This is a genomic window from Hoylesella pleuritidis, assembly GCF_963541955.1.
GTDB lineage: Bacteria > Bacteroidota > Bacteroidia > Bacteroidales > Bacteroidaceae > Prevotella > Prevotella pleuritidis.
The window spans coordinates 25,982-45,556 of sequence record NZ_CAUTUT010000021.1 but is presented as its reverse complement, the minus strand read 5'-3'; the positions used below and the strand labels follow the sequence as shown (position 1 = coordinate 45,556).

The window sequence follows — 19,575 nt, the reverse complement described above, 5'->3', positions numbered from 1 at the left end:
TTTTAGATGAATTAGGACGTACATATATGAGTTATCGTTTTGAACCTTCTCCTTATCAAAACGAAAAGGGAAACAGGAAGGGCTATTTGTTTCTATATCAACTTTCCTTGCTGTATTATCATGAGGAAAAAGACGAATATGGAGACTGGGATTACGACTATACGGACTACGAATTTACTCCAGACGGAAGAGTTCGTAAGATAGAGGAAATCGGTGACGAGCACACGATTTATGATTCGGAACAGCGCGTCAATGTAGAATCTAATTGGCAGAAGTATCCTGAATTCGGCGACTGGCTTTCCTTGTTTGAGATGAAACGTTGGAAAGACGACGAATTAATGCCATTGGCAGATAAAGAAAAAGACAAATCGTATAAATTTCCTTGGGAATTGGATGATGACGAATAGATAAAAGGTCAAGAGACTCTCCTGTTCAGGTCAGATATGCCTTGCAGCCTGGGTGGAAAGATACAGTTTGTGACCAGCGGTCAGGTTCCGCTGCCCGATGATGCAATGGAGGACATCAAAGCCTTGCAAGAGTAGGGGTCTAAGACAGATGAAGATGAGGGTTGGGGTTGGCTTGATGCCGTAGAATTGATTCCCGTCGTCGGCTCCATCGTCGGTGCCGTCCGTGAGGGAATGAAAGGCAACTGGGGAATGATGGCGATGAACATCGGGTTCCTTGCCTTAGACATCGCCGGCCTTGTATCGTTTGGTGCGACCACTGCTGCTTCCTCCGTAGGGACTAAAATCAATACGGCTGGCGGCCTGAAGAACATCAAGGAGATCAAGACCGGTGACAAGGTCTGGTCGTATAACGAATTGACTGGTGAAACAGGATTTCAGGAAATCGTCCGGATGATGGTTCGTGAAATTGATTATACCGTTGAACTATACACGGAAGAGGAATTCATAGAGACGACAGCCGAGCATCCTTTCCTTACAGACAACAGTTGGAAAGATGCTGCTGATCTGCAAACAGGCGATAAGATAAGAAGCAGAAATGAAGAAGATATCGAAATAAAAGATGTAAAGTTCTCGTATCGGCCAAGGAAAGTTTATAACTTTGAGGTCTCTAATTGGCATACCTACTTTGTGGGGGCGTTGGTATGGCTCGTGCATAATGCTGAGAAATGTATTAGTAAGATATTTAAAATATCTCGAAAGAAATACCCAAATCATGTAAAACTCATAGAAGAAGCTAAAAGGGAAGGGCTACCTACTAGATTAAAGAGAGGAGCAGGGAAAAAAGCAGCTAAGAAAAATAGATATGAAGCCCAAAAAGCTATAAGAAAAAAGCAAGGAGGGCCTAAAGAAGGGTTTGATTATGACGAGTATCCTTATGCTTCTACTCAACAGGGAGGAAAAGGTGCAAAAATAAAAGAGGTTCCAAGTTCAGAAAATCAAGAGGTTGGAAGGAACTTGGGTAAATTTTATAAAGATAATGAAATTGGTAATGGAGATTATTTTGATATAGAAATCATTGAATAGTTTTTGTATATATTAAAAGGGGAAATATGGAAAAAGATTTTTTAGATTACCTTAGGCTATCAGATGCTATCCGTAATGGATATAGAAATAGCCTGTTACCAATAAATTGGGGGTGGTCTTTTATTTTGGAAGAGATAATGGAACAAAGCATTCCCAACTTATTTGAGATCGTATATTCCAATGTAGGGGGAACAAAATATAATGTAGAAGAGCAAAAATACATGGATTTTATACCGGGCTTCTTACTTATACATATAGATGAGTGGATTTCCCATTATAGGAAATTGGCACAAATAACGAACAATATTTATTTCCCAATTCTATGTAATTATTCATCTGATTATATTGCAATGAATGGCCTTACAGGAGAAATATGTGAAATTTTTCATGATGAGGAGAGTATTGGTGTCCTTTTTAAAGACTCAAATCATTTCTTTAAAACATTAGTTGCCAATTATAAAAATAATGTATATTTTTTAGATGATGACGGATACCTTGATTATGATGAAGACAAGGAATACGAAGTTGCTTCACAACTCAATCCGGATGTAGCATATTGGAAAATATAAGTTTGGATGAGTTGACAGCAATATGACAAGCAACATTTATGGAAGAATTGAAGATAACCTATCGTGATTGGAATTACGCTATATATAAACTTTGTTCAGAAGAAGAAACATGTGAAGTTTATGACATTAGATATAAAAGTCGCGTTTCCAAGCGTGTTCCAAAAGAGATGCAGAGCTATACTATGGAGCAATGGGCACGCTTTTCCTATGGAAGAAACCGAAGTATGGCCGAAATGGCTTGGGATAAAGGCTTTACTCCTGGTGAATACAATAGGCTCTTGGATAAGATGGGATTTCCTTTCGAAGTCACGGCACTATTGGAATTCAACAAACAGCCATACGCTTTTATTACTTTCTTAGGTGAAGGATGTAATGTTTCTTTTTTGGATGAATTAGGACGTACATTTATGAGTTATCGTTTTGAACCTTCTCCTTATCAAAACGAAAAGGGAAATAGGAAGGGCTATTTGTTTCTGTACCAACTGTCCTTGCGTTATTATCATGAGGAAAAAGACGAATATGGAGACTGGGATTACGACTATACGGACTACGAATTTACTCCAGACGGAAGAGTTCGTAAGATAGAGGAAATCGGTGACGAGCACACGATTTATGATTCGGAACAGCGCGTCAATGTAGAATCTAATTGGCAGAAGTATCCTGAATTCGGCGACTGGCTTTCCTTGTTTGAGATGAAACGTTGGAAAGACGACGAATTAATGCCATTGGCAGATAAAGAAAAAGACAACTCGTATAAATTTCCTTGGGAATTGGATGGTGACGAATAGGTGAAAGCAGGAAAACGGACGTATTGGGCTTTTATAGTTTTGATTATATAAATACAAACCGACATAAAATTGCCATATGATTTATGGGTACCAGTTGCAGCACGACTGCGATGTGGTATTGGAGCTGCAATGTATTCTTACGTCAGAAATTCGTCTATGAAGACCATGGTATCATAAACTGGCATTATTGCCAGTCATATGAAGAGCCAGTTCTTCCAAGGACTTATCGGAGGGGCTACCGGTGGTGGCAATCCTGTAGCTCTGCTCTTGACAGTAAGCTGCTATTACATTGGTGGAGACTATTCCTCAAATCATTACGGTATGTATTTTCGCGATGCAGATCCGCAGGGGATTTGGGTAGAGGAAATGACTGAAGCGGGGCAAAAGATTTACAACGATGTCAAGTTAGCTAAGAACAGTGCCCATAATTATGAAACTGTCCAAAAGACTACCGGTAGTGTTATTACTACTCATAAAGGATTGTCAAAATCTGATCACGGAGCTAACTCGTTCTGAATATTACGCCTTCAAGGCGTAATATTTGGAAAAACGCTGATATCCATTGTATTAGCGTAATATAGGCATACTTTATTTTACACTCGCTTGTAGAATTTTCCAGAATATTGGAACTTCGTAAATTATGTTATAAAATAAGAATATCACAGATTGTAATTATTACAAGCTGTGTTTTTTTATTATATTTGCGATCATAAACATTAACCTCAAAAGCGAACAAGATGATATTAGACATTGAAATGCTGAGATCTTTTTATTCATCTTATTTGAATAGAATAGAGATTGTGAGACAAGTTGTGCGTCGACCTCTCACGTATGCAGAGAAAGTGCTCTTTGCTCATTTGTATGATCCGAAAGAGCTGAAAGTTTACCGGCGTGGTGCCGATTATGTGAACTTTCGACCCGACCGCGTAGCGATGCAGGATGCTACGGCGCAGATGGCACTACTCCAGTTTATGAATGCCGGTAAGAATCGGGTGGCCGTTCCGGCGTCAGTTCACTGTGATCACCTTATCCGTGCCGATGTCGGCGCAAGTAAAGACCTGGCCACAGCCAATGAATCCAATAAAGAAGTGTATGACTTCCTGCGTTCCGTTTCGCAGAAATACCATATCGGTTTTTGGGAACCGGGAGCGGGAATCATTCATCAGGTGGTGCTTGAAAATTATGCTTTTCCTGGTGGAATGATGGTAGGCACTGACTCGCACACGCCTAATGCGGGTGGATTAGGAATGGTGGCTGTTGGCGTAGGTGGTGCAGATGCCGTCGATGTATTGACCGGTCAGCCGTGGGAATTGAAGATGCCTAAATTGATCGGTGTAAAACTCACAGGTCGGCTGAGCGGATGGGCTGGTCCTAAGGATGTAATTTTGGAAATCCTGGGTATTCTCACCGTAAAGGGAGGCACCAATGCCATACTCGAATATTTCGGCGAGGGGCTTGGCAGTATATCCGCTACGGGCAAGGCTACCATTTGTAATATGGGGGCAGAGTTGGGGGCTACGTGCAGCATTTTTCCTTTCGACGCAAATTCTGATGAGTATCTGTGTCGCACGGGGCGCGAATCGGTTGCCGAGATGGCCCGTCATTGTGCCGCAGATCTGCGGGCCGACGAAGCCGTTTATGAGAGCCCCGCAGACTATTATGATCAGATTATCGAGCTTGATCTCTCGAAAATCGAGCCGCATCTCAACGGTCCGTTTACACCCGATGCCGCAACGCCCATCTCGGAAATGTGTGCCAAGGGGCCGGCCGAGGAATTCCCGATGACGGTCGAGGTGGGGTTGATCGGCTCGTGCACTAATTCCAGTTACGAAGACTTGTGTCGTTCGGCATCGATCGTGCGTCAGGCATCCGAACGGAACATTCCCGTCAAAGCGCAGTTGATTATCAATCCCGGTAGCGAGCAAATCCGCTATACGGCCGAACGCGACGGAATACTGGACGATTTCAAAAAAGCGGGAGCCATTATTATGACCAATGCCTGCGGACCTTGTATCGGACAATGGAAGCGCCATACCGATGACAACGAGCGCAAGAATACTATTGTTACATCGTTCAATCGTAATTTTCGACGTCGTGCCGATGGAAATCCCAATACATATGCTTTTATCGGTTCGCCCGAGCTGACAACCGTATTAGCTATTGCCGGTCGATTGGACTTCAATCCGGTTACCGATGTGCTGCAAGACAGAGACGGTAATGTCGTGAAATTAGTTGAACCGACTGGAGATGTCTTCCCGCCACTCGGCTTCGATGTGCGGAATAAAGGTTTCATAGCGCCCTCAGATGCCAATACGGATATCGAGGTGGTCATCAGTCCTGTGTCCGACCGTTTACAGAAGTTGGTGCCTTTTGCTCCGTGGAATGGGCAAGATCTGATCGATATGCCTTTGCTCATCAAGACACAGGGCAAATGTACCACCGATCATATATCGATGGCAGGTCCGTGGTTGAAGTTCCGCGGACATCTGCAAAATATCTCAGATAATCTATTGATGGGTGCCGTGAATGCATTCAACGGTAAGTCCAACAATGTGAAGTCTCAGATTGATGGCCATTATGTGCCGGTGAGTACGGCTGCTAAAGCCTATAAAGTTTTAGGAATCTCGTCAATTGTTGTTGCTGAAGACAACTATGGCGAAGGATCGAGTCGTGAACATGCCGCAATGGAACCACGTTTCCTAAACGTGAAAGTGATTCTTGCCAAAAGTTTCGCGCGCATTCACGAAACCAATTTGAAGAAACAGGGAATGCTGGCATTGACCTTTGTGGATAAGGACGATTATAATAAGGTGCAGGAAAACGATCGCATCAGTCTCACGGGGCTGCACGACTTCGCTCCCGGCAGCAAACTCACCGTAACGCTTCGGCACGAAGACGGCAGCACGGAGAGTTTTCCTGTCGAGCATACTTACAATGAATTGCAGATCGGCTGGTTCAAAGCAGGCTCAGCGTTGAATTTCTCGAAGATGAACCAATAACCTTTTTATTTGATGATATGGCAAAGATAACAAAACAAAATGGACAACTTGTCGTGCCCGATGTGGCTACTGTTCCTTTCATTGAAGGCGACGGTGTGGGAGCAGAGATTACGCCAATCTGTCGGCAAGTGGTCGATGCGGCCGTAAGGAAGGCGTATAACGGACAGAAACGGATCGAATGGAAAGAGGTGTTTGCAGGTGGTAAGGCCAACGAACAGGTCGGAGAGTGGCTGCCACAGGCCACGCTTGATGCGTTCAGCAAATATTTAGTGGGAATCAAGGGGCCGCTGATGACTCCCGTGGGGGGCGGCATCCGCTCACTTAATGTGGCTCTCCGTCAGACGCTAGATCTATATGTCTGCCTGCGTCCCGTGCGTTATTTCCGGGGGATAGAGTCGCCTGTGAAACATCCCGAAAACGTGGATATGTGTATTTTCCGCGAGAATACCGAGGATATTTATGCTGGAATTGAGTGGGAAGCAGGTTCTGATGAGGCCCGTAAGTTCCTCCGTTTCCTGCACGATGATATGGGAGTGAATAAAGTCCGCTTCCCCGATACATCGGGCTTTGGTGTAAAACCCGTGTCGCGTGAAGGCAGCGAGCGGCTCATTCGTAGTGCTATCGAATATGCACTCACTCGCAACTTGCCGTCGGTGACGCTGGTTCATAAAGGCAATATTATGAAATTCACTGAGGGAGGATTCAAAAAATGGGGTTACGAATTAGCCGAACGCGAATACGGCGAGGCTTTGAAGAGCGGTCGTCTGATCGTGAATGATTGTATCTGCGACGCATTCTTACAAAATGTTTTGATAAAACCGCAGGATTACAGTGTCATTGCAACGATGAATCTCAACGGCGATTACATCAGCGATATGCTGGCAGCACAGGTCGGTGGCATCGGTATTGCACCGGGAGCCAATATCAATTATGTTTCGGGACATGCCATTTTCGAGGCTACTCACGGTATTGCACCCGACATTGCAGGAAAAGACAAGGTGAATCCCAGCTCGATCATCCTCTCAGCTGTAATGATGCTTGACTATATAGGATGGAAAGAGGCCGGCCGCTTGATTACCGATGCGATGGAGCGATTGTTCGTTCAAGGCTGTGCAACGGCCGATCTGGCCCGCTTTATGGACCACGGAAAGTCTGTGGGAAGCAGGGAATTCGGAGAAAAACTGATAGAAACATTATGACGTAAAACTTAACACCTAAATGTAAGAAAGGAGCAAATAATGAAAAAAGAGTATTTGATTTACAAACTGAGTGATACCGTTAAGTGTTCGTGCAGAATCGACAATGAACTCTTTACGAAGTTTGGTGTAAAGCGCGGATTGCGCAATGAAGACGGTTCCGGCGTGCTTGTCGGACTGACCAATATCGGAAATGTCGTGGGATATGCGCGCGACAAAGATGGGAAATTGCTTCCCACAGAGGGTAAGTTGTTCTATCGCGGATATGAATTGGATGATCTTGTTACTCCGATACTTAAAGAGAAGCGTTTCGGTTTCGAGGAAGTTGCATTTTTATTGTTGTCTGGTTATCTACCCGATCGGGAAGAGCTGACTTCATTCCGTGCACTTCTCAACGAGAAGATGCCGCTCGATCACCGCACGCTCGTGCATATTATTGATCTTGAAGGGTCGAACATTATGAATATCTTGGCGCGCTGTGTCCTCGAAATGTACACTTTCGATGCAAATCCCGACGACATTTCCCGAGACAATCTGATGCGCCAGTCGGTCGAACTCATTGCTAAATTTCCTACGATTATTGCCTATGCCTATAATATCTATCGGCATTCCGTGCAAGGGCAGTCGCTCAATATTCGTCATCCTCGTGAGAATATGTCGATCGCCGAGAATTTCCTCTATATGCTTAAAGATGAGAATTATACGGAACTTGATGCTCGTATGCTCGATTTGTTGCTGGCAATTCAAGCCGAACACGGCGGAGGTAACAACTCGACGTTCACTGTCCGCGTCACCAGTTCTACTCGCACGGACACTTATTCGTCGATAGCTGCCGGCATCGGGTCGTTGAAAGGACCGTTGCATGGCGGTGCCAACATCAAGGCCATCAATATGTTCCATCACCTGAAAGAACAGATTCAAGACTGGAACAGCGTGGATGAGATTGACACTTATCTCAACAGAATGCTCAATAAGGAGACTTATGATAAGACAGGACTGATTTATGGCATCGGCCACGCCGTTTACACAAAAAGTGATCCGCGTGCTATCGAACTGAAAAGACTGGCCGGTGAGCTGGCGAAGGAGAAGAAATTGGTCAAGGAATACGAGTTCTTGAAAAAGATTGAAGAAGAAGGTGTGAAGTGTATAACAGCTTATCACAAGGGAAATAAAGCTATTTGTGCCAATCTCGACTTTTATAGCGGCTTCATTTATGAGATGATCGGCCTTCCGCAAGAGATTTATACGCCCATCTTTGCAATGGCTCGCATTGTGGGGTGGACGGCGCATCGTATTGAAGAGCTCAACTTTGAAGGCCGAAGGCTTATCCGTCCGGCTTATAAAAATATTTTGGACAGTAAGAAATACATACCGCTTGCAGAACGATAAAACCGCATTGTGTTATTTAAAAGCCGTTAGTTGACTGCAACTAACGGCTTTTTTTCTGTCAATCGGTTTGTTCTTTCACCGCAGTTGCCAGCTGATCAAGTGCCTGGCGGATGACGGAACGGGGCGAAGCGACATTCAGTCGCATAAAACCTTGACCGCCCGGGCCGAACATTTCGCCGTCGTTGAGGGCCAGGTGCGCCTTATCAACAAAGAGATCGAGCAATTGCTGATGTGTGAGTCGTAGTTCGCGACAGTCTAACCACACCAAGAAGCTGGCCTGTGGACGCAGCGGATGGATGGCAGGAATATGCATTCGGCAGTAGTCTTCTACCAGACGGATGTTGTCTTCGATGTAAGCGAGCATTTGTCGGCGCCATTCTTCGCCTTCACGAAATGCTGCAATGGTAGCTATCGGGGCAAAAATGGTAGGCTCATCCAGTTCGTTTACGCTGAGCCACTGATAGAAACGATGACGCAATGCTTCGTTAGGAACGATGGAATAAGAGCTGACAATACCGGCGATATTAAATGTTTTAGAAGGTGCTCCAAATGTGATGCTGATCTCGGAAGCCCGCTCAGACACGCTTGCAAAGGGGTGATGCTTATGTCCGAAGAGGGCCATATCGCTGTGAATCTCATCACTGATGACCAGTAAATGGTGTTCGTAACAGAAGTCAGCCAACCTTTTCAGTGTGTCGACAGGCCAGCATAAACCTGCGGGATTGTGCGGATTGCAGAGAATCAGAATCTTACAACGATCGTCGCAGACTTGTTCCAGGCCTTCGAAATCCATTTCATAATAGCCGTCTTCACGCCTTTTCAGCGGATTGAACACCACTTCGCGCCTGTTGCCCTCAGGTGTCAGGCGGAAAGGATGATACACGGGCGGCTGAATAATGACCTTGTCACCTGGTGCGGTAAAGGTGTTAATGACGAGCCCGATACCTTTGACAATGCCGGGAATGTAGCGCAACCATTCACGCTCTATGGTCCATTGGTGATGGCTTTGGAGCCAATCGATAATCGAAGGTCGATAATCTTCGGGTTCGACAGTATAACCGAAGATGGGGTGTTCGAGTCTCTTTCTCAGTGCTTCAACAATGAAAGGGGGCGTAGCGAAGTCCATATCAGCCACCCAAAGTGGCAGTAAGTCTGTGCGGCCCCAATAGGTTTGCAAGCCGGTGTGTTTAAGATCGCCGCTTCCCAAGCGGTCGATCAGTCGGTCGAAATCGTATTTACGTGTCATAATTGATGTTATATCGGTATTTGCCTAATTATCAGTTTATTACAGAATTATCGACAGTCGTTTTTCAAAAAGCTGTTAAATGTGTTGTAACTAACAGTTGAATGGACTGCAATTGATGGTTAAACGCACGATGATTAACGGTTAAACGAGCGGTGAAAAGCCGTTAATCAGAAAGCGATAATCGATAAATGGGAATCAATACCACTGCACGGCACTGTTATAGCCACTGCGTTTGTCGTATTTAAGGGCATCTGTCAGGGTGCTGGCATTGCACCGGAAAGTGAAGTTGTAACTGGTGTAAGGAGCCAAAACAACCGAACAGCTCATATTGAAGCAATGCAAATCGCGTTGTAATGAGGCCGTGGTCATACTGATAGCGTGGTTTTCAAAGTCGTAGCCTGACGAGAAACTGATGTTCCATCCGTCGCTGATACGGATGTTGCCGCTCACGTTCAGCGTTTGCGTAAATTTGTAAGGATAGCGCATTGTATTGGTATTGAACTTACCACCGGTGTTCTCGCGCATCGTGATACCGTATCCGAAAGTGAGCGACCAAGGCATCTTGAATGTCATATAACCGTTGGCATCGGTCTCTGCTTTGCCTGCTTCGTCACGTTTTTTGGCACCTCGCTGCCCATTGATCATACTGTCGTCTACGTTGCTTTCAATGTCGGTGTCTACGCCTTCATCGTCGTTTGTTTTCTTCTTTTTATCGTCTTCGTTCTTATCCGACCCGCCGCCGAACCACTTTTTCAACTGTTCGGGACTGAGGGTAAACGATATATTCTGTGACATTCCTTGAAAACGGCCGAATCGTCCTTTGCCCCACTCGGTGTGAGTGCCTACATATGGACGACCGTTGTTGTCTAACTCATAGGCATAGGTAGCAAAGACGGCATTCATATTAAAGGTGTAGCTCTTCCACCATTTCAGTCGGACGCGCATCGTAAGGTCACTCCACCGCCGCTCTTTGGCCGCCATATTATATGACATAGTAGCTCCGAGTTCGTCGATTAGACTGATTTTCTTGAAACCGGTAGAGTCTTTATCGCTTTTCACTTTCATCTCAATGTTATTTGAGACATCCCAAGAGATACTCCCAGTCTTACCTTTTCCCGGTGCAGTATATAGTGCATCCTGATACGGCGAATATTCAACGAGCGAGACATTGCCATCGGCATCGGTCTTTAAGTACGAATCATAGTAACCATATCGACGCGAACCGAAGTCTGGTGCATAGTTGAAGCTCACTTGGGGGGTAAAAACGTGGCGAACGGCCTGAATCTTATCGCCGAAGAGTTTGCGGTTGGGCACATAGAAACCATACAGTTTCGTGCTTGCACTGACACTCATTCGCCAATCGTAAACGTTGTGAAAGCCGTAGATGGTGTCTTTTACTTCTTTTTGACCGATGGCATCCCACGAGCGTTTAATCTTGTTGGAGAGCATTCGGTCAGTAAAGTTGAAAGTGGGATTGACGTTGATATAGTTGAGGAGCGTAAATGTTCCGCTGATCGGAATACTGTGTTGCATTCCGTTTCTCCAATCTTTGATGAGATTAGAATGCATCAGACGGTCTTCCTTTGTATTGATAGAGTTAGAGAGTTGACCGGTATAACTCATTGCGATTTTCTCATACCAGCGTTCCTTTCCAGCCTGATGCTTGCGACGGAAAGGATAGAATCGGCTGATGGAAATATTCAGGTCAGGCAGCGTCATTGCAATAGACGAGTCGCGCATATTCTGATTCAGATTGGCGGTAGAGCTCAATGACATTCCGATACTTGAAAAGTTGACCGACCAGTTGATAGAAGACGTTCGTGTGCTCTGCGTAAGTGTCTGTGGATTATAAAGACTTGACAAGTTGTTACGCTCATAACTGGACGATGCGAAATTGACACTTGCCGAGAGGGTACTGAATGGATTGGCCTTAGAATCTTGCCGATGGCTCCACTGAATCTTATAACTCTGCTGGCGTGTATAGTCAGGCAGGCCTTTGTCTCCGGTCTTCGTGTCTTGATAACTCAGGTAAAGACTGCCCGAATAACGGTATCTTTTGTTATAGTTGCTGGCCGCCGAGATGCCCCATGAACCCTTTGTATAGACCTCGCCGAGCAGTTTCAGATCCCAGATATCACTGATAGCGAAATAGTATCCGCCGTCGCGTAGATAGAAACCGCGTGTACTTTCGTCACCATAAGAAGGCATAATGAAACCGCTGCTGTACTTCTTGGAAAATGGAAAGAAACCATACGGAATAGCCAATGGCAACGGGACATCGGCTACAACCAAATAAGCCGGCCCGAAAACAACGTCTTTTCCAGGGCGCACTTTGGCCCGTGAGAGGGCGATATAGAAGTCGGGACAATCCTTATCACACGTGGTATAACGACCGTGTTCCAAATAGATGTCGCCATTTTCATCGCGTTTCGATCGCTTGCTGAATAGGAATCCTTCTTCCTGTTGTGTGCGCACGTTTTCTATGAGGCCTTTCTTGGTCTTGAAGTTGAAAGCCATCGTGTCGCTTTCATACTCGCTTCCACCCATCTTAAACACGGGTTTATTTTTCAATCCGCCCTTAACCGTGGTATCGCGAGATCCCGTTGCGTGAACCAGACTGCTGTCCAAGCTCATATAAATCTTATCACTGGCGAGGTCCATTGATTCATATTTCACCTTCGATGAGCCGAAAAGATGAGCCGTATTGCTGGCGGCATCATAAACAAGAGAGTCGGATGCAGAGTAAATCACAGGTGCATCGATGCCGTTCTTCTTCTTTCGGTTAATCGAATCAAGCCGAATCGAGTCGTCGATCGCCTTGTTATGATGGTAGACAGCTAATTGCAGTGAATCCATCTTTGTGGTATCGAGAGTGGTTCGGCTATCAGCGTCGCGCCGAACAGAATCGTTCACGGTCACCGAATCGCGCTGCACGTTCTTCCTTTTGCGCTGCAAGAGGGGAAAAGAGGTGCTTGCCATTACAAAAACGGTGGCAAGCAACAGCAGAATTATCAGTGACTTTCTTCTCATTTAGGGTACAAAAATACTTAATTAATAAGGAATCGGTGTCTGATTTTCGATTTTTAACGTATTATTCGAACATCTCCATCCACTTATCAAAGCGTGTCAAGCCGGCTGTTCCGAACTTGGTCAGACTCTGTCGGGCTTGTTCCAGCGTCTTCTCTTGATCTAAATGGGTTTTGCTGTAAAACTTATCGGCATAGCAGATCACTTGTTCTTCTAATGTCTCGGGCAAAAAATTGCGTTCGGGTAAAGGCAATCCCTGGCATTGGATTTCGCCGATCGAAATACCGGCACCCGTATGTCGCTCACACACTCGGGCGTGACAAGGTAGTCCTTCGCTTCTCATCATCTCGGCACCGAGTATTCCGTGACAAATGTAGGGCTGCGTTCCGAAACACTGAATACTTGGAGCGTCGCAGCGGATAATACCGATATCGTGCAGCATTGCAGCCTCTTCGATGAACTGTCGATCTAAGTGCAGCTCCGGATGACGGTCGGCAATACGCAGTGCACGCGCTGTCACACTCCTGCTGTGTGTCAGTAAAATATGTTTCAGCAGGTTATCCTTTCCATAATATTTATCTATGATTTTCTGATAGTTCATAACTTGATTGCGTGATAGGCTTTCGATATCGTATTATAAACGAAAATCAGCGTTATATGACGGTATTTACTGTCATATAACGCTGATGTTTTTTCTTTTGCTTTACAGCGCCGTATAGGCTGCAATGAAGCCGAAGACAACACCGGGGGCGTTGGCAATGGTGATAGGCCAGTCGCGCTTCTCCTTGAAAAGACCGTAACACACCCACAGCGTGCAGTTAATACCGGCCATCAATGGTTGAAGCGGGTCGCCCGGATGACCGCTCAGATTCTGCTGAATCACGCGGAAATAAAATACATACATCAGAATAGAAGTCACCATTCCGACCCAACCTATTCGCTCGAAAAATTTACTCTTTTCCATAACTGAATTTTATATTGTGGATTTATTGTGCTCTTTCGATATAAGCAATCACATCACCCTTATTGACTTTGGCACCTTGCTTGGCATTGATCTCTACAAGTTTGCCGCCTAATGCAGCCGGAATGGTGACGAACTCGCCCCAAGGCGCTTGCAGATAACAGAAAGCGTCGCCCTCTTGATATTCTTTTCCGATGAAAGGTTCAACAGTAGGAGCGCACTCGCCATCGCCATTGAACTCCCAAAATACTTGTCCTTTGACCGGTGCAACGATGGCGTCGGCTTTGGCGTGCTTGAAAGCAGCCAACTGTTCGGGCGAAACCGTCGCGCCGAGTTTGGCATCTTTGGCTTTCTGTAAGTCGGATAGGAAATTCTTCTTGGCCTGTCCGCTTTTGTAGTTGCGGTATTGCTCGGGATGCATCGCCAGCTCGAAGAGTTCTTCATCATCCTTTCCGTAATCCCAACCATTCTCATCCATCTCTTTCTTGAAGTCTTCAAGATTGTTTTTAAGTAGTGTATGCGGGTCGGCATCGGTAAATTCGCGGCCCTGTTTTTGGGCTAATTCTACGAGTTCGGGTGCAATTTGTCCAGGTATTTTTCCGCTTTTCCCGAGAATCATACCCCACATCGATTCGTCCATCATCACGAATCGGCCTTTGCCTTGCTCCAAGGTGAGGAGGTTCATCAGTGCGATGTTCTTCGTGTATTGTGAGAATGGGGTAACAAGTGGTGGATAACCGACACGCGGCCACACGTAAGCTACCTCGTCGAAGAGCTTTACAAGCATATCATCCATCGAAAGTTCAGGTTCGCCTTTCTTCTTACGAATGTTGTTAATCGTGGTGCGGATACCGCCCAAGTCAGCCATCATTGATCCCATCATACCACCGGGCAGGCCGCAACCGAGCAGCAGCGAGCTCATCAGTTTATTCTGCGGATTGATGAAATAGCCCAACCAGTCGTCTATAAACTCCTGTGTCAGGGCACGTGCTTTCATATATGCGTTCATATTGATCTCTGGAACGTCGAAGCCTTCGTTCTTCAACATACTCTGAACAGAGATGACATCTGGGTGAACTTTTCCCCAAGAAAGCGGCTCGATGGCTGTATCAATGATGTCGGCGCCGTTGTTGCAGACTTCGAGAACGGATGCCATCGAAAGTCCTGGGCCCGAATGACCGTGATATTCGATGATGATTTCGGGATGTTTGTCCTTGATAGCCTTGGTAAGTTTTCCCAAAAGAGCGGGTTGACCGATACCAGCCATATCTTTCAAACAAATTTCCTCAGCACCAGCAGCAATGAGTTTATCAGCGATTTCGGTGTAATATTCGAGTGTATGAATCGGCGAAGTGGTGATACAGAGGGTTCCCTGTGGTGTCATTCCGGCCTCTTTGGCCCACTTGATACTCGGAATGATATTGCGCACATCATTGAGTCCGTCGAAGATTCGGGGAATATCTACGCCTTGGGCGTGCTTTACGCGGTACATCATAGCTCGTACGTCGTCAGGCACGGTGTACATACGGAGTGCGTTCAGACCGCGGTCGAGCATATGGGTTTTGATGCCCGCTTCGTTGAAAGGCTTACAGAAAGCGCGCACTGCATCGTTGGGATTCTCGCCTGCCAAAAGGTTTACTTGCTCGAAAGCGCCTCCGTTGGTTTCTACACGGGCAAAACATCCCATCTCGATAATCACCGGCGCAATGCGCTCCAGCTGATCCTTGCGTGGCTGAAACTTCCCGGAAGATTGCCACATATCCCGATAAACGAGACTAAACTGTATTTTCTTCTTCATAATTTTGTCTATATAAATAGCCGTACAGGCTGCAAAATTAGCCAAAAAAAATCAAACAGCAGGCCATCCGATTGTTTTTTTTCAAATCGTCTGCTATGCCTGATACATCAGACAGTGGTCTCCCGCTGTGTCTCTTCCATTGGTTGTGTTTCTGTGACAGACACCGCATCCTGTTGAGATTGTGATGCCTGTCGGGCTATTCTGCGCCGGATATTCATAGCCTTGAATGTATTGATGCACTCGACGATACCGTAAAGCATCATTGTCCAGCCGATAATAAATAGGGGAGCAGTGCCCAACCAATCGGGTTTGATAATGGAAATCAATCCCACAAGGAACACTACGGAGGGCATCAGCCAGTAAAACGGTCGTATTCGTATCAGTTTAGTGAGTCCGGCCAGTGATGCATATTGGCCGATAGAGCCGAGAATGAGGATGGCGCCGAGGATGGAAGTCATCCAGTCGGAAATTGTATAGGGGGCCAAAGCAAGGATAACACCGAGGATTAAACTGCCTAATCCTGCGATGGGGAAAGTGGGCTTGCTGTCGGTTTGTATCTTTTCAGATGTACCAGTCGTCATCGGCCGATCAGCGCGCAGCGAGACATAATAGACAATGCAGGTGATGAGTCCTGAGAGAAAAAACAGCATGCCAATGCTCACCGTGAGCCATGTCACTGTCTCCTGGCGGTACTTTATCAATAGTGCACCTACGATTAATGCGACTGCTGCACGGAAAAAGGAAGTTTGAATCAATTTCATAACTGTTTGATTTTGATAAATGCGATGCCTGCTATAATCCGAGGCTTCGTTTGTGGATGCAAAAGTACGAATAAACACCGTAAAAGTAGCAGAAAATGAAAGATTTATATCCGGTTTCTCAATATCTTTTTTCTGCATTTACCTTGGCGATAATTTGCCACTTTCCCGATTCGTCCATCTGTTCTTTCCTCCATAGAAATGTAGATAGCGTAATTTCCGAGAATATGTATCTCATCGTTTGGGTAGTATTCTCCGTCAGAATAATTTCTTCGTTCATCTTATGGGCTGTTAATCGGATAGCTTCACCTGTGCAACCATAGAATATATCCCACGCTAATGTTTTCGGATTGAAGAAACGTAATGTTGTTCCATATTCGGCATCGGGCTGCTTGTTTTGTAAGCGCTCTGCACGAGAAGGTACGATAAAAAGATCTTGGATTGCCGTTCCGTCTAATATTCGAGAGAATATCCATTCTCCTTTTACCTGCCTTGGCAAAGTATCTTCCAAATGGTCGTTCCATTCGATATCCCATTCTCCGATTAAATTGCTGAAGAAATCATAGTCTTCGGGTATTCGTTCATTCCTCTTAGTGCTGCATAATGCGTTTGAAAATTCGTTCATTGTGTTTATATTTTAGTTTCAAAATAGTTGATATAAAAGTTCTGATTCCCTATGTGGTTGTGATATTGGCTTTTGTTTTGTGAATGATGCAAAGTTACGAAATATATTTGGGTAAGGTGATGAATTGGCTGAAAAGGATCTGAATAGGAATAATTATTACTACTTTCCAAGTTAATAAGTATGAATAGATAAATTCCTGCAAACAATGTATATAAATGAAGTTAATGTTTTGCAGTATCGCTTGCGACGGTAAACCATTTGATATATCTTTGCATCATTAATCAGGAATGATGCGATCTTCACATAAGAGATGATAATATATAAGTACAATTTAAAGATTTAAGATTATGGATGCAAAGAAATCAATTAAAGTTTTACAGTTTCTTATAACAGATTTGACAAACAAGACATTTTCGGGCCGATCCCTTCTCCAATTAGCTTTTCTCCTTTGCGCATTTTGCTCACCGGCTGTTGCCGGCAACGCGAAATGTGGGAAAGTTTATGCACAACGGCACGCGCGAATAGAGAACACTCAGCAAGGAAGCAACCAATCGTTCAAACAAGAACCGCGAACTATGGCAACCGTGTACGATTTCAAGCTGCAAGATAAAGAGGGAAACGATGTAAGTCTTTCCGAATATAAAGGCAAAGTACTTCTCATTGTCAATACAGCTACCGGCTGTGGTTTTACACCGCAGTATGAAGAATTGGAAGCAATGTATCGCCGCCTGAAAGATAAGGGGTTGGAAATACTCGACATCCCTTGTGACCAATTCGGACATCAAACGCCCGGCACCGACGAGCAAATCACTCAATTCTGCACGGCCAAGTTTGGTACAGACTTTCCACAATTCAAGAAGAGCGAGGTGAACGGCACCAACGAACTCCCGCTATACACCTGGCTAAAGAGCAGGAAAGGATATGCCGGCGGCGCTTACAGTGAGAAGATGCTGCCCGTTATGGAGAAACTCTACAATGAGTACAATAAGGAGCCGCGCAAGCCGAACGATATCCAATGGAATTTCTCTAAATTCGTCATCAATCGCAAGGGCGAAGTTGTTGCTCGCTTCGAACCTACCGAAGATTTGAAAAATGTAGAGGCGTGCATCGTTACCTGCCTCGAAGAAAAATAACGAGAGGGGAGAGCAGCCACATAATATCTACGGCTGCTCTCCCTCTTTCGTTCTACGCGCCTTAGCAGAAAATCAATCTCTGCTGACAGATGAACGAGTCTGACCTATATCTTGTCTACGGATTTTTCACGGCAACAACAGAAAACAATATCGGTACATCGCCTTCTTTTCCGGCAATTCTGAACCTTCCTTCCTTTTCAGCTGTCATATTCCCAAACAGGTTGAACGGCGAGTAGTCATACTCCCCGAAAGACTTTATCCGTAAGTCGTTACGGAGTAATCCATTCAGAATCTCAGACAGTCCATGGTTCCACGTAACGGTCTTTTGTCGACTGTCGGTTTCAGAGCCTGTATAAGTAGGTTCTTCTACAACGTAAGGTTCCTTGTGCGAATAAGCATATCGAACTTGGGAGAAATTCTCATTGAACATCCATAATACGGGATGAAACTCCACGATGACAAATCTTCCTCCTGCTTTCAGCATTTGCGAAATCACCCGTCCCCATTGGGTTAAGTCGGGCAGCCAATTCACAACTCCGTAAGATGTATACACGATGTCAAACTGCTGCCCTTGTAATACGGTAGGAGCGTCGTAAACATTGCAGCAGCAGAATCGCGCATCCAATCCTAATTCCGCATTCAAAGCCGTTGCCGTCTTGATAGCCTCTTCCGAGAAATCCACTCCGACGACACGGGCTCCCATCTTTGATAAAGAAAGCGAGTCCATACCGAAATGGCATTGAAGATGCAGGATAGATTTCCCCCTGATGTCGCCTAATAGAGACAAATCCAAATCGGGAACAGACTTCACCTCTCTCTTGAATGTATCCAAGTCATAAAATGGGGAAAGTAGATGAATCTTTGTTCTTGTCTCCCACGCTTCTTTATTTGTCTTGTAATAATCTTCCATCTATTGTTTTTTATTAAACTCTTTTTAAAGAAGCCATATCAAGAAGCTATTTTCCTCTTGCTATCAGCATTCAGCAGCAGCGTAAGTAATTCTATTTTTATCATTACAGATTTAAGTTGATTAGTTTGGTATGCACCTTTATCGTTGCTCGTGCCATAAGTCTTTTATTTTTATTCTACCATTCTTGTTTTCGATAATTCTTTCTACTTTTTCTTCTTAGGCTTCGGATCGGGCAACGCTTTGCAAGTAGTGGTGATGAGTAAGGAGAGATATTCGCGGTCGTCTATGTCAGCGATGTAGAAATAATCTTTCGCACCGGGGTATGGTGGGTATAGTTCTACTGTGCGGAGCAACAGGTGGCCGGCTTCCGTGGGTTTGACGTAGAGACGGTCGTCGCAGATGAGTCCGAAGATTTTGCCGTCGCAATAAATACCATAGTCGCCGAACATCTTTTTGACGGTTATTTCGCCTGCATCAGTGCATTGATCGGCAATGTATTGCACGAAATCAGTATTACAAGCCATTGTTTATCAGTTTAGTTTTGGATTATATTCTTACAAGCCGGAGCCACAGGCAGCACTTTCTTGTTTTATTGAGTGCAAAAATATGAAAAATCCATCACAAAGTAAAATATTCCTATTGTCTTTTGAATGGTAGCGGTAAAATATATACATCAAATTCAGCAA

18 protein-coding genes and 1 pseudogene are annotated in these 19,575 nt (G+C 45.0%); 9 read left to right on the top strand and 10 right to left on the bottom strand.

Annotation, left to right across the window (positions count from 1 at the left end; genetic code table 11):
• Nucleotides 1–407 (top strand): annotated as a pseudogene (locus RWY97_RS08955) (hypothetical protein); the annotation flags it as partial.
• An 80-nt stretch (nucleotides 408–487) separates the two neighbouring features.
• Here RWY97_RS08955 and RWY97_RS08950 read toward each other — a convergent pair.
• Nucleotides 488–673 (bottom strand): hypothetical protein, encoded by a 186-nt coding sequence (locus RWY97_RS08950; protein WP_315566750.1) that lies wholly within the window; start codon nucleotides 671–673, stop codon nucleotides 488–490.
• Here RWY97_RS08950 and RWY97_RS08945 point away from each other — a divergent pair.
• The 7 genes from RWY97_RS08945 (at nucleotide 666) to RWY97_RS08915 (ending at nucleotide 8,431) form a co-directional block, all read left to right on the top strand.
• Nucleotides 666–1,490, top strand: coding sequence for a polymorphic toxin-type HINT domain-containing protein (locus RWY97_RS08945; protein ID WP_315566748.1), 825 nt, complete (start codon nucleotides 666–668; stop codon nucleotides 1,488–1,490). The genes RWY97_RS08950 and RWY97_RS08945 overlap by 8 nt on opposite strands.
• A gap of 26 nt (nucleotides 1,491–1,516) precedes the next feature.
• Entirely contained in the window at nucleotides 1,517–2,059 is a 543-nt protein-coding gene (locus RWY97_RS08940; RefSeq protein WP_004378912.1) for a hypothetical protein, read from the top strand.
• A gap of 38 nt (nucleotides 2,060–2,097) precedes the next feature.
• Nucleotides 2,098–2,847 (top strand): hypothetical protein, encoded by a 750-nt coding sequence (locus RWY97_RS08935; protein WP_315566747.1) that lies wholly within the window; start codon nucleotides 2,098–2,100, stop codon nucleotides 2,845–2,847.
• A 198-nt stretch (nucleotides 2,848–3,045) separates the two neighbouring features.
• Nucleotides 3,046–3,363 carry a hypothetical protein gene (locus RWY97_RS08930; RefSeq protein ID WP_315566745.1) on the top strand — a complete coding sequence of 106 codons (318 nt, stop codon included), beginning with the start codon at nucleotides 3,046–3,048 and terminating at the stop codon, nucleotides 3,361–3,363.
• Nucleotides 3,364–3,584: 221 nt separating this feature from the next.
• Nucleotides 3,585–5,846 (top strand): aconitate hydratase, encoded by a 2,262-nt coding sequence (locus tag RWY97_RS08925; RefSeq protein WP_315566743.1) that lies wholly within the window; start codon nucleotides 3,585–3,587, stop codon nucleotides 5,844–5,846.
• Nucleotides 5,847–5,863: 17 nt separating this feature from the next.
• Complete coding sequence (gene icd / locus RWY97_RS08920; RefSeq protein ID WP_315566741.1) at nucleotides 5,864–7,045, top strand: NADP-dependent isocitrate dehydrogenase; 1,182 nt, start codon at nucleotides 5,864–5,866, stop codon at nucleotides 7,043–7,045.
• A gap of 39 nt (nucleotides 7,046–7,084) precedes the next feature.
• Nucleotides 7,085–8,431: a citrate/2-methylcitrate synthase gene (locus RWY97_RS08915; protein ID WP_021583563.1), complete on the top strand. Its 1,347-nt coding sequence runs from the start codon at nucleotides 7,085–7,087 to the stop codon at nucleotides 8,429–8,431.
• Nucleotides 8,432–8,489: 58 nt separating this feature from the next.
• Here RWY97_RS08915 and RWY97_RS08910 read toward each other — a convergent pair whose 3' ends face one another.
• From RWY97_RS08910 to RWY97_RS08880, 7 genes are all read right to left on the bottom strand, one after another.
• Complete coding sequence (locus RWY97_RS08910; protein ID WP_315566739.1) at nucleotides 8,490–9,677, bottom strand: MalY/PatB family protein; 1,188 nt, start codon at nucleotides 9,675–9,677, stop codon at nucleotides 8,490–8,492.
• A 195-nt stretch (nucleotides 9,678–9,872) separates the two neighbouring features.
• Nucleotides 9,873–12,707 (bottom strand): putative LPS assembly protein LptD, encoded by a 2,835-nt coding sequence (locus tag RWY97_RS08905; RefSeq protein ID WP_315566738.1) that lies wholly within the window; start codon nucleotides 12,705–12,707, stop codon nucleotides 9,873–9,875.
• A 61-nt stretch (nucleotides 12,708–12,768) separates the two neighbouring features.
• Nucleotides 12,769–13,305, bottom strand: coding sequence for an HD domain-containing protein (locus tag RWY97_RS08900; RefSeq protein ID WP_273176424.1), 537 nt, complete (start codon nucleotides 13,303–13,305; stop codon nucleotides 12,769–12,771).
• A gap of 102 nt (nucleotides 13,306–13,407) precedes the next feature.
• A complete protein-coding gene (locus RWY97_RS08895) occupies nucleotides 13,408–13,668 on the bottom strand; it encodes a SemiSWEET family transporter (RefSeq protein WP_021583565.1) in 261 nt (86 codons plus the stop codon).
• A 22-nt stretch (nucleotides 13,669–13,690) separates the two neighbouring features.
• Nucleotides 13,691–15,463 carry a hydroxymethylglutaryl-CoA lyase-like TIM-barrel protein gene (locus RWY97_RS08890; RefSeq protein WP_314080137.1) on the bottom strand — a complete coding sequence of 591 codons (1,773 nt, stop codon included), beginning with the start codon at nucleotides 15,461–15,463 and terminating at the stop codon, nucleotides 13,691–13,693.
• Nucleotides 15,464–15,570: 107 nt separating this feature from the next.
• The gene (locus RWY97_RS08885) at nucleotides 15,571–16,224 is read right to left on the bottom strand and encodes a DUF308 domain-containing protein (protein WP_315566737.1); all 654 of its coding nucleotides are present in this window, start codon (nucleotides 16,222–16,224) and stop codon (nucleotides 15,571–15,573) included.
• Between the two features lie 118 nt (nucleotides 16,225–16,342).
• Nucleotides 16,343–16,846, bottom strand: a complete 504-nt coding sequence (locus RWY97_RS08880) for a hypothetical protein (RefSeq protein ID WP_315566735.1) — start codon at nucleotides 16,844–16,846, stop codon at nucleotides 16,343–16,345.
• Between the two features lie 575 nt (nucleotides 16,847–17,421).
• Here RWY97_RS08880 and RWY97_RS08875 point away from each other — a divergent pair.
• Nucleotides 17,422–17,979: a glutathione peroxidase gene (locus RWY97_RS08875; RefSeq protein ID WP_021583539.1), complete on the top strand. Its 558-nt coding sequence runs from the start codon at nucleotides 17,422–17,424 to the stop codon at nucleotides 17,977–17,979.
• A gap of 115 nt (nucleotides 17,980–18,094) precedes the next feature.
• Here the strand turns inward: RWY97_RS08875 and RWY97_RS08870 are convergent, their stop codons facing one another.
• Nucleotides 18,095–18,889 carry a class I SAM-dependent methyltransferase gene (locus RWY97_RS08870; protein WP_315566734.1) on the bottom strand — a complete coding sequence of 265 codons (795 nt, stop codon included), beginning with the start codon at nucleotides 18,887–18,889 and terminating at the stop codon, nucleotides 18,095–18,097.
• A 203-nt stretch (nucleotides 18,890–19,092) separates the two neighbouring features.
• Nucleotides 19,093–19,413 (bottom strand): TfoX/Sxy family protein, encoded by a 321-nt coding sequence (locus tag RWY97_RS08865; protein WP_315566732.1) that lies wholly within the window; start codon nucleotides 19,411–19,413, stop codon nucleotides 19,093–19,095.
• Nucleotides 19,414–19,575: the final 162 nt, after the last annotated feature.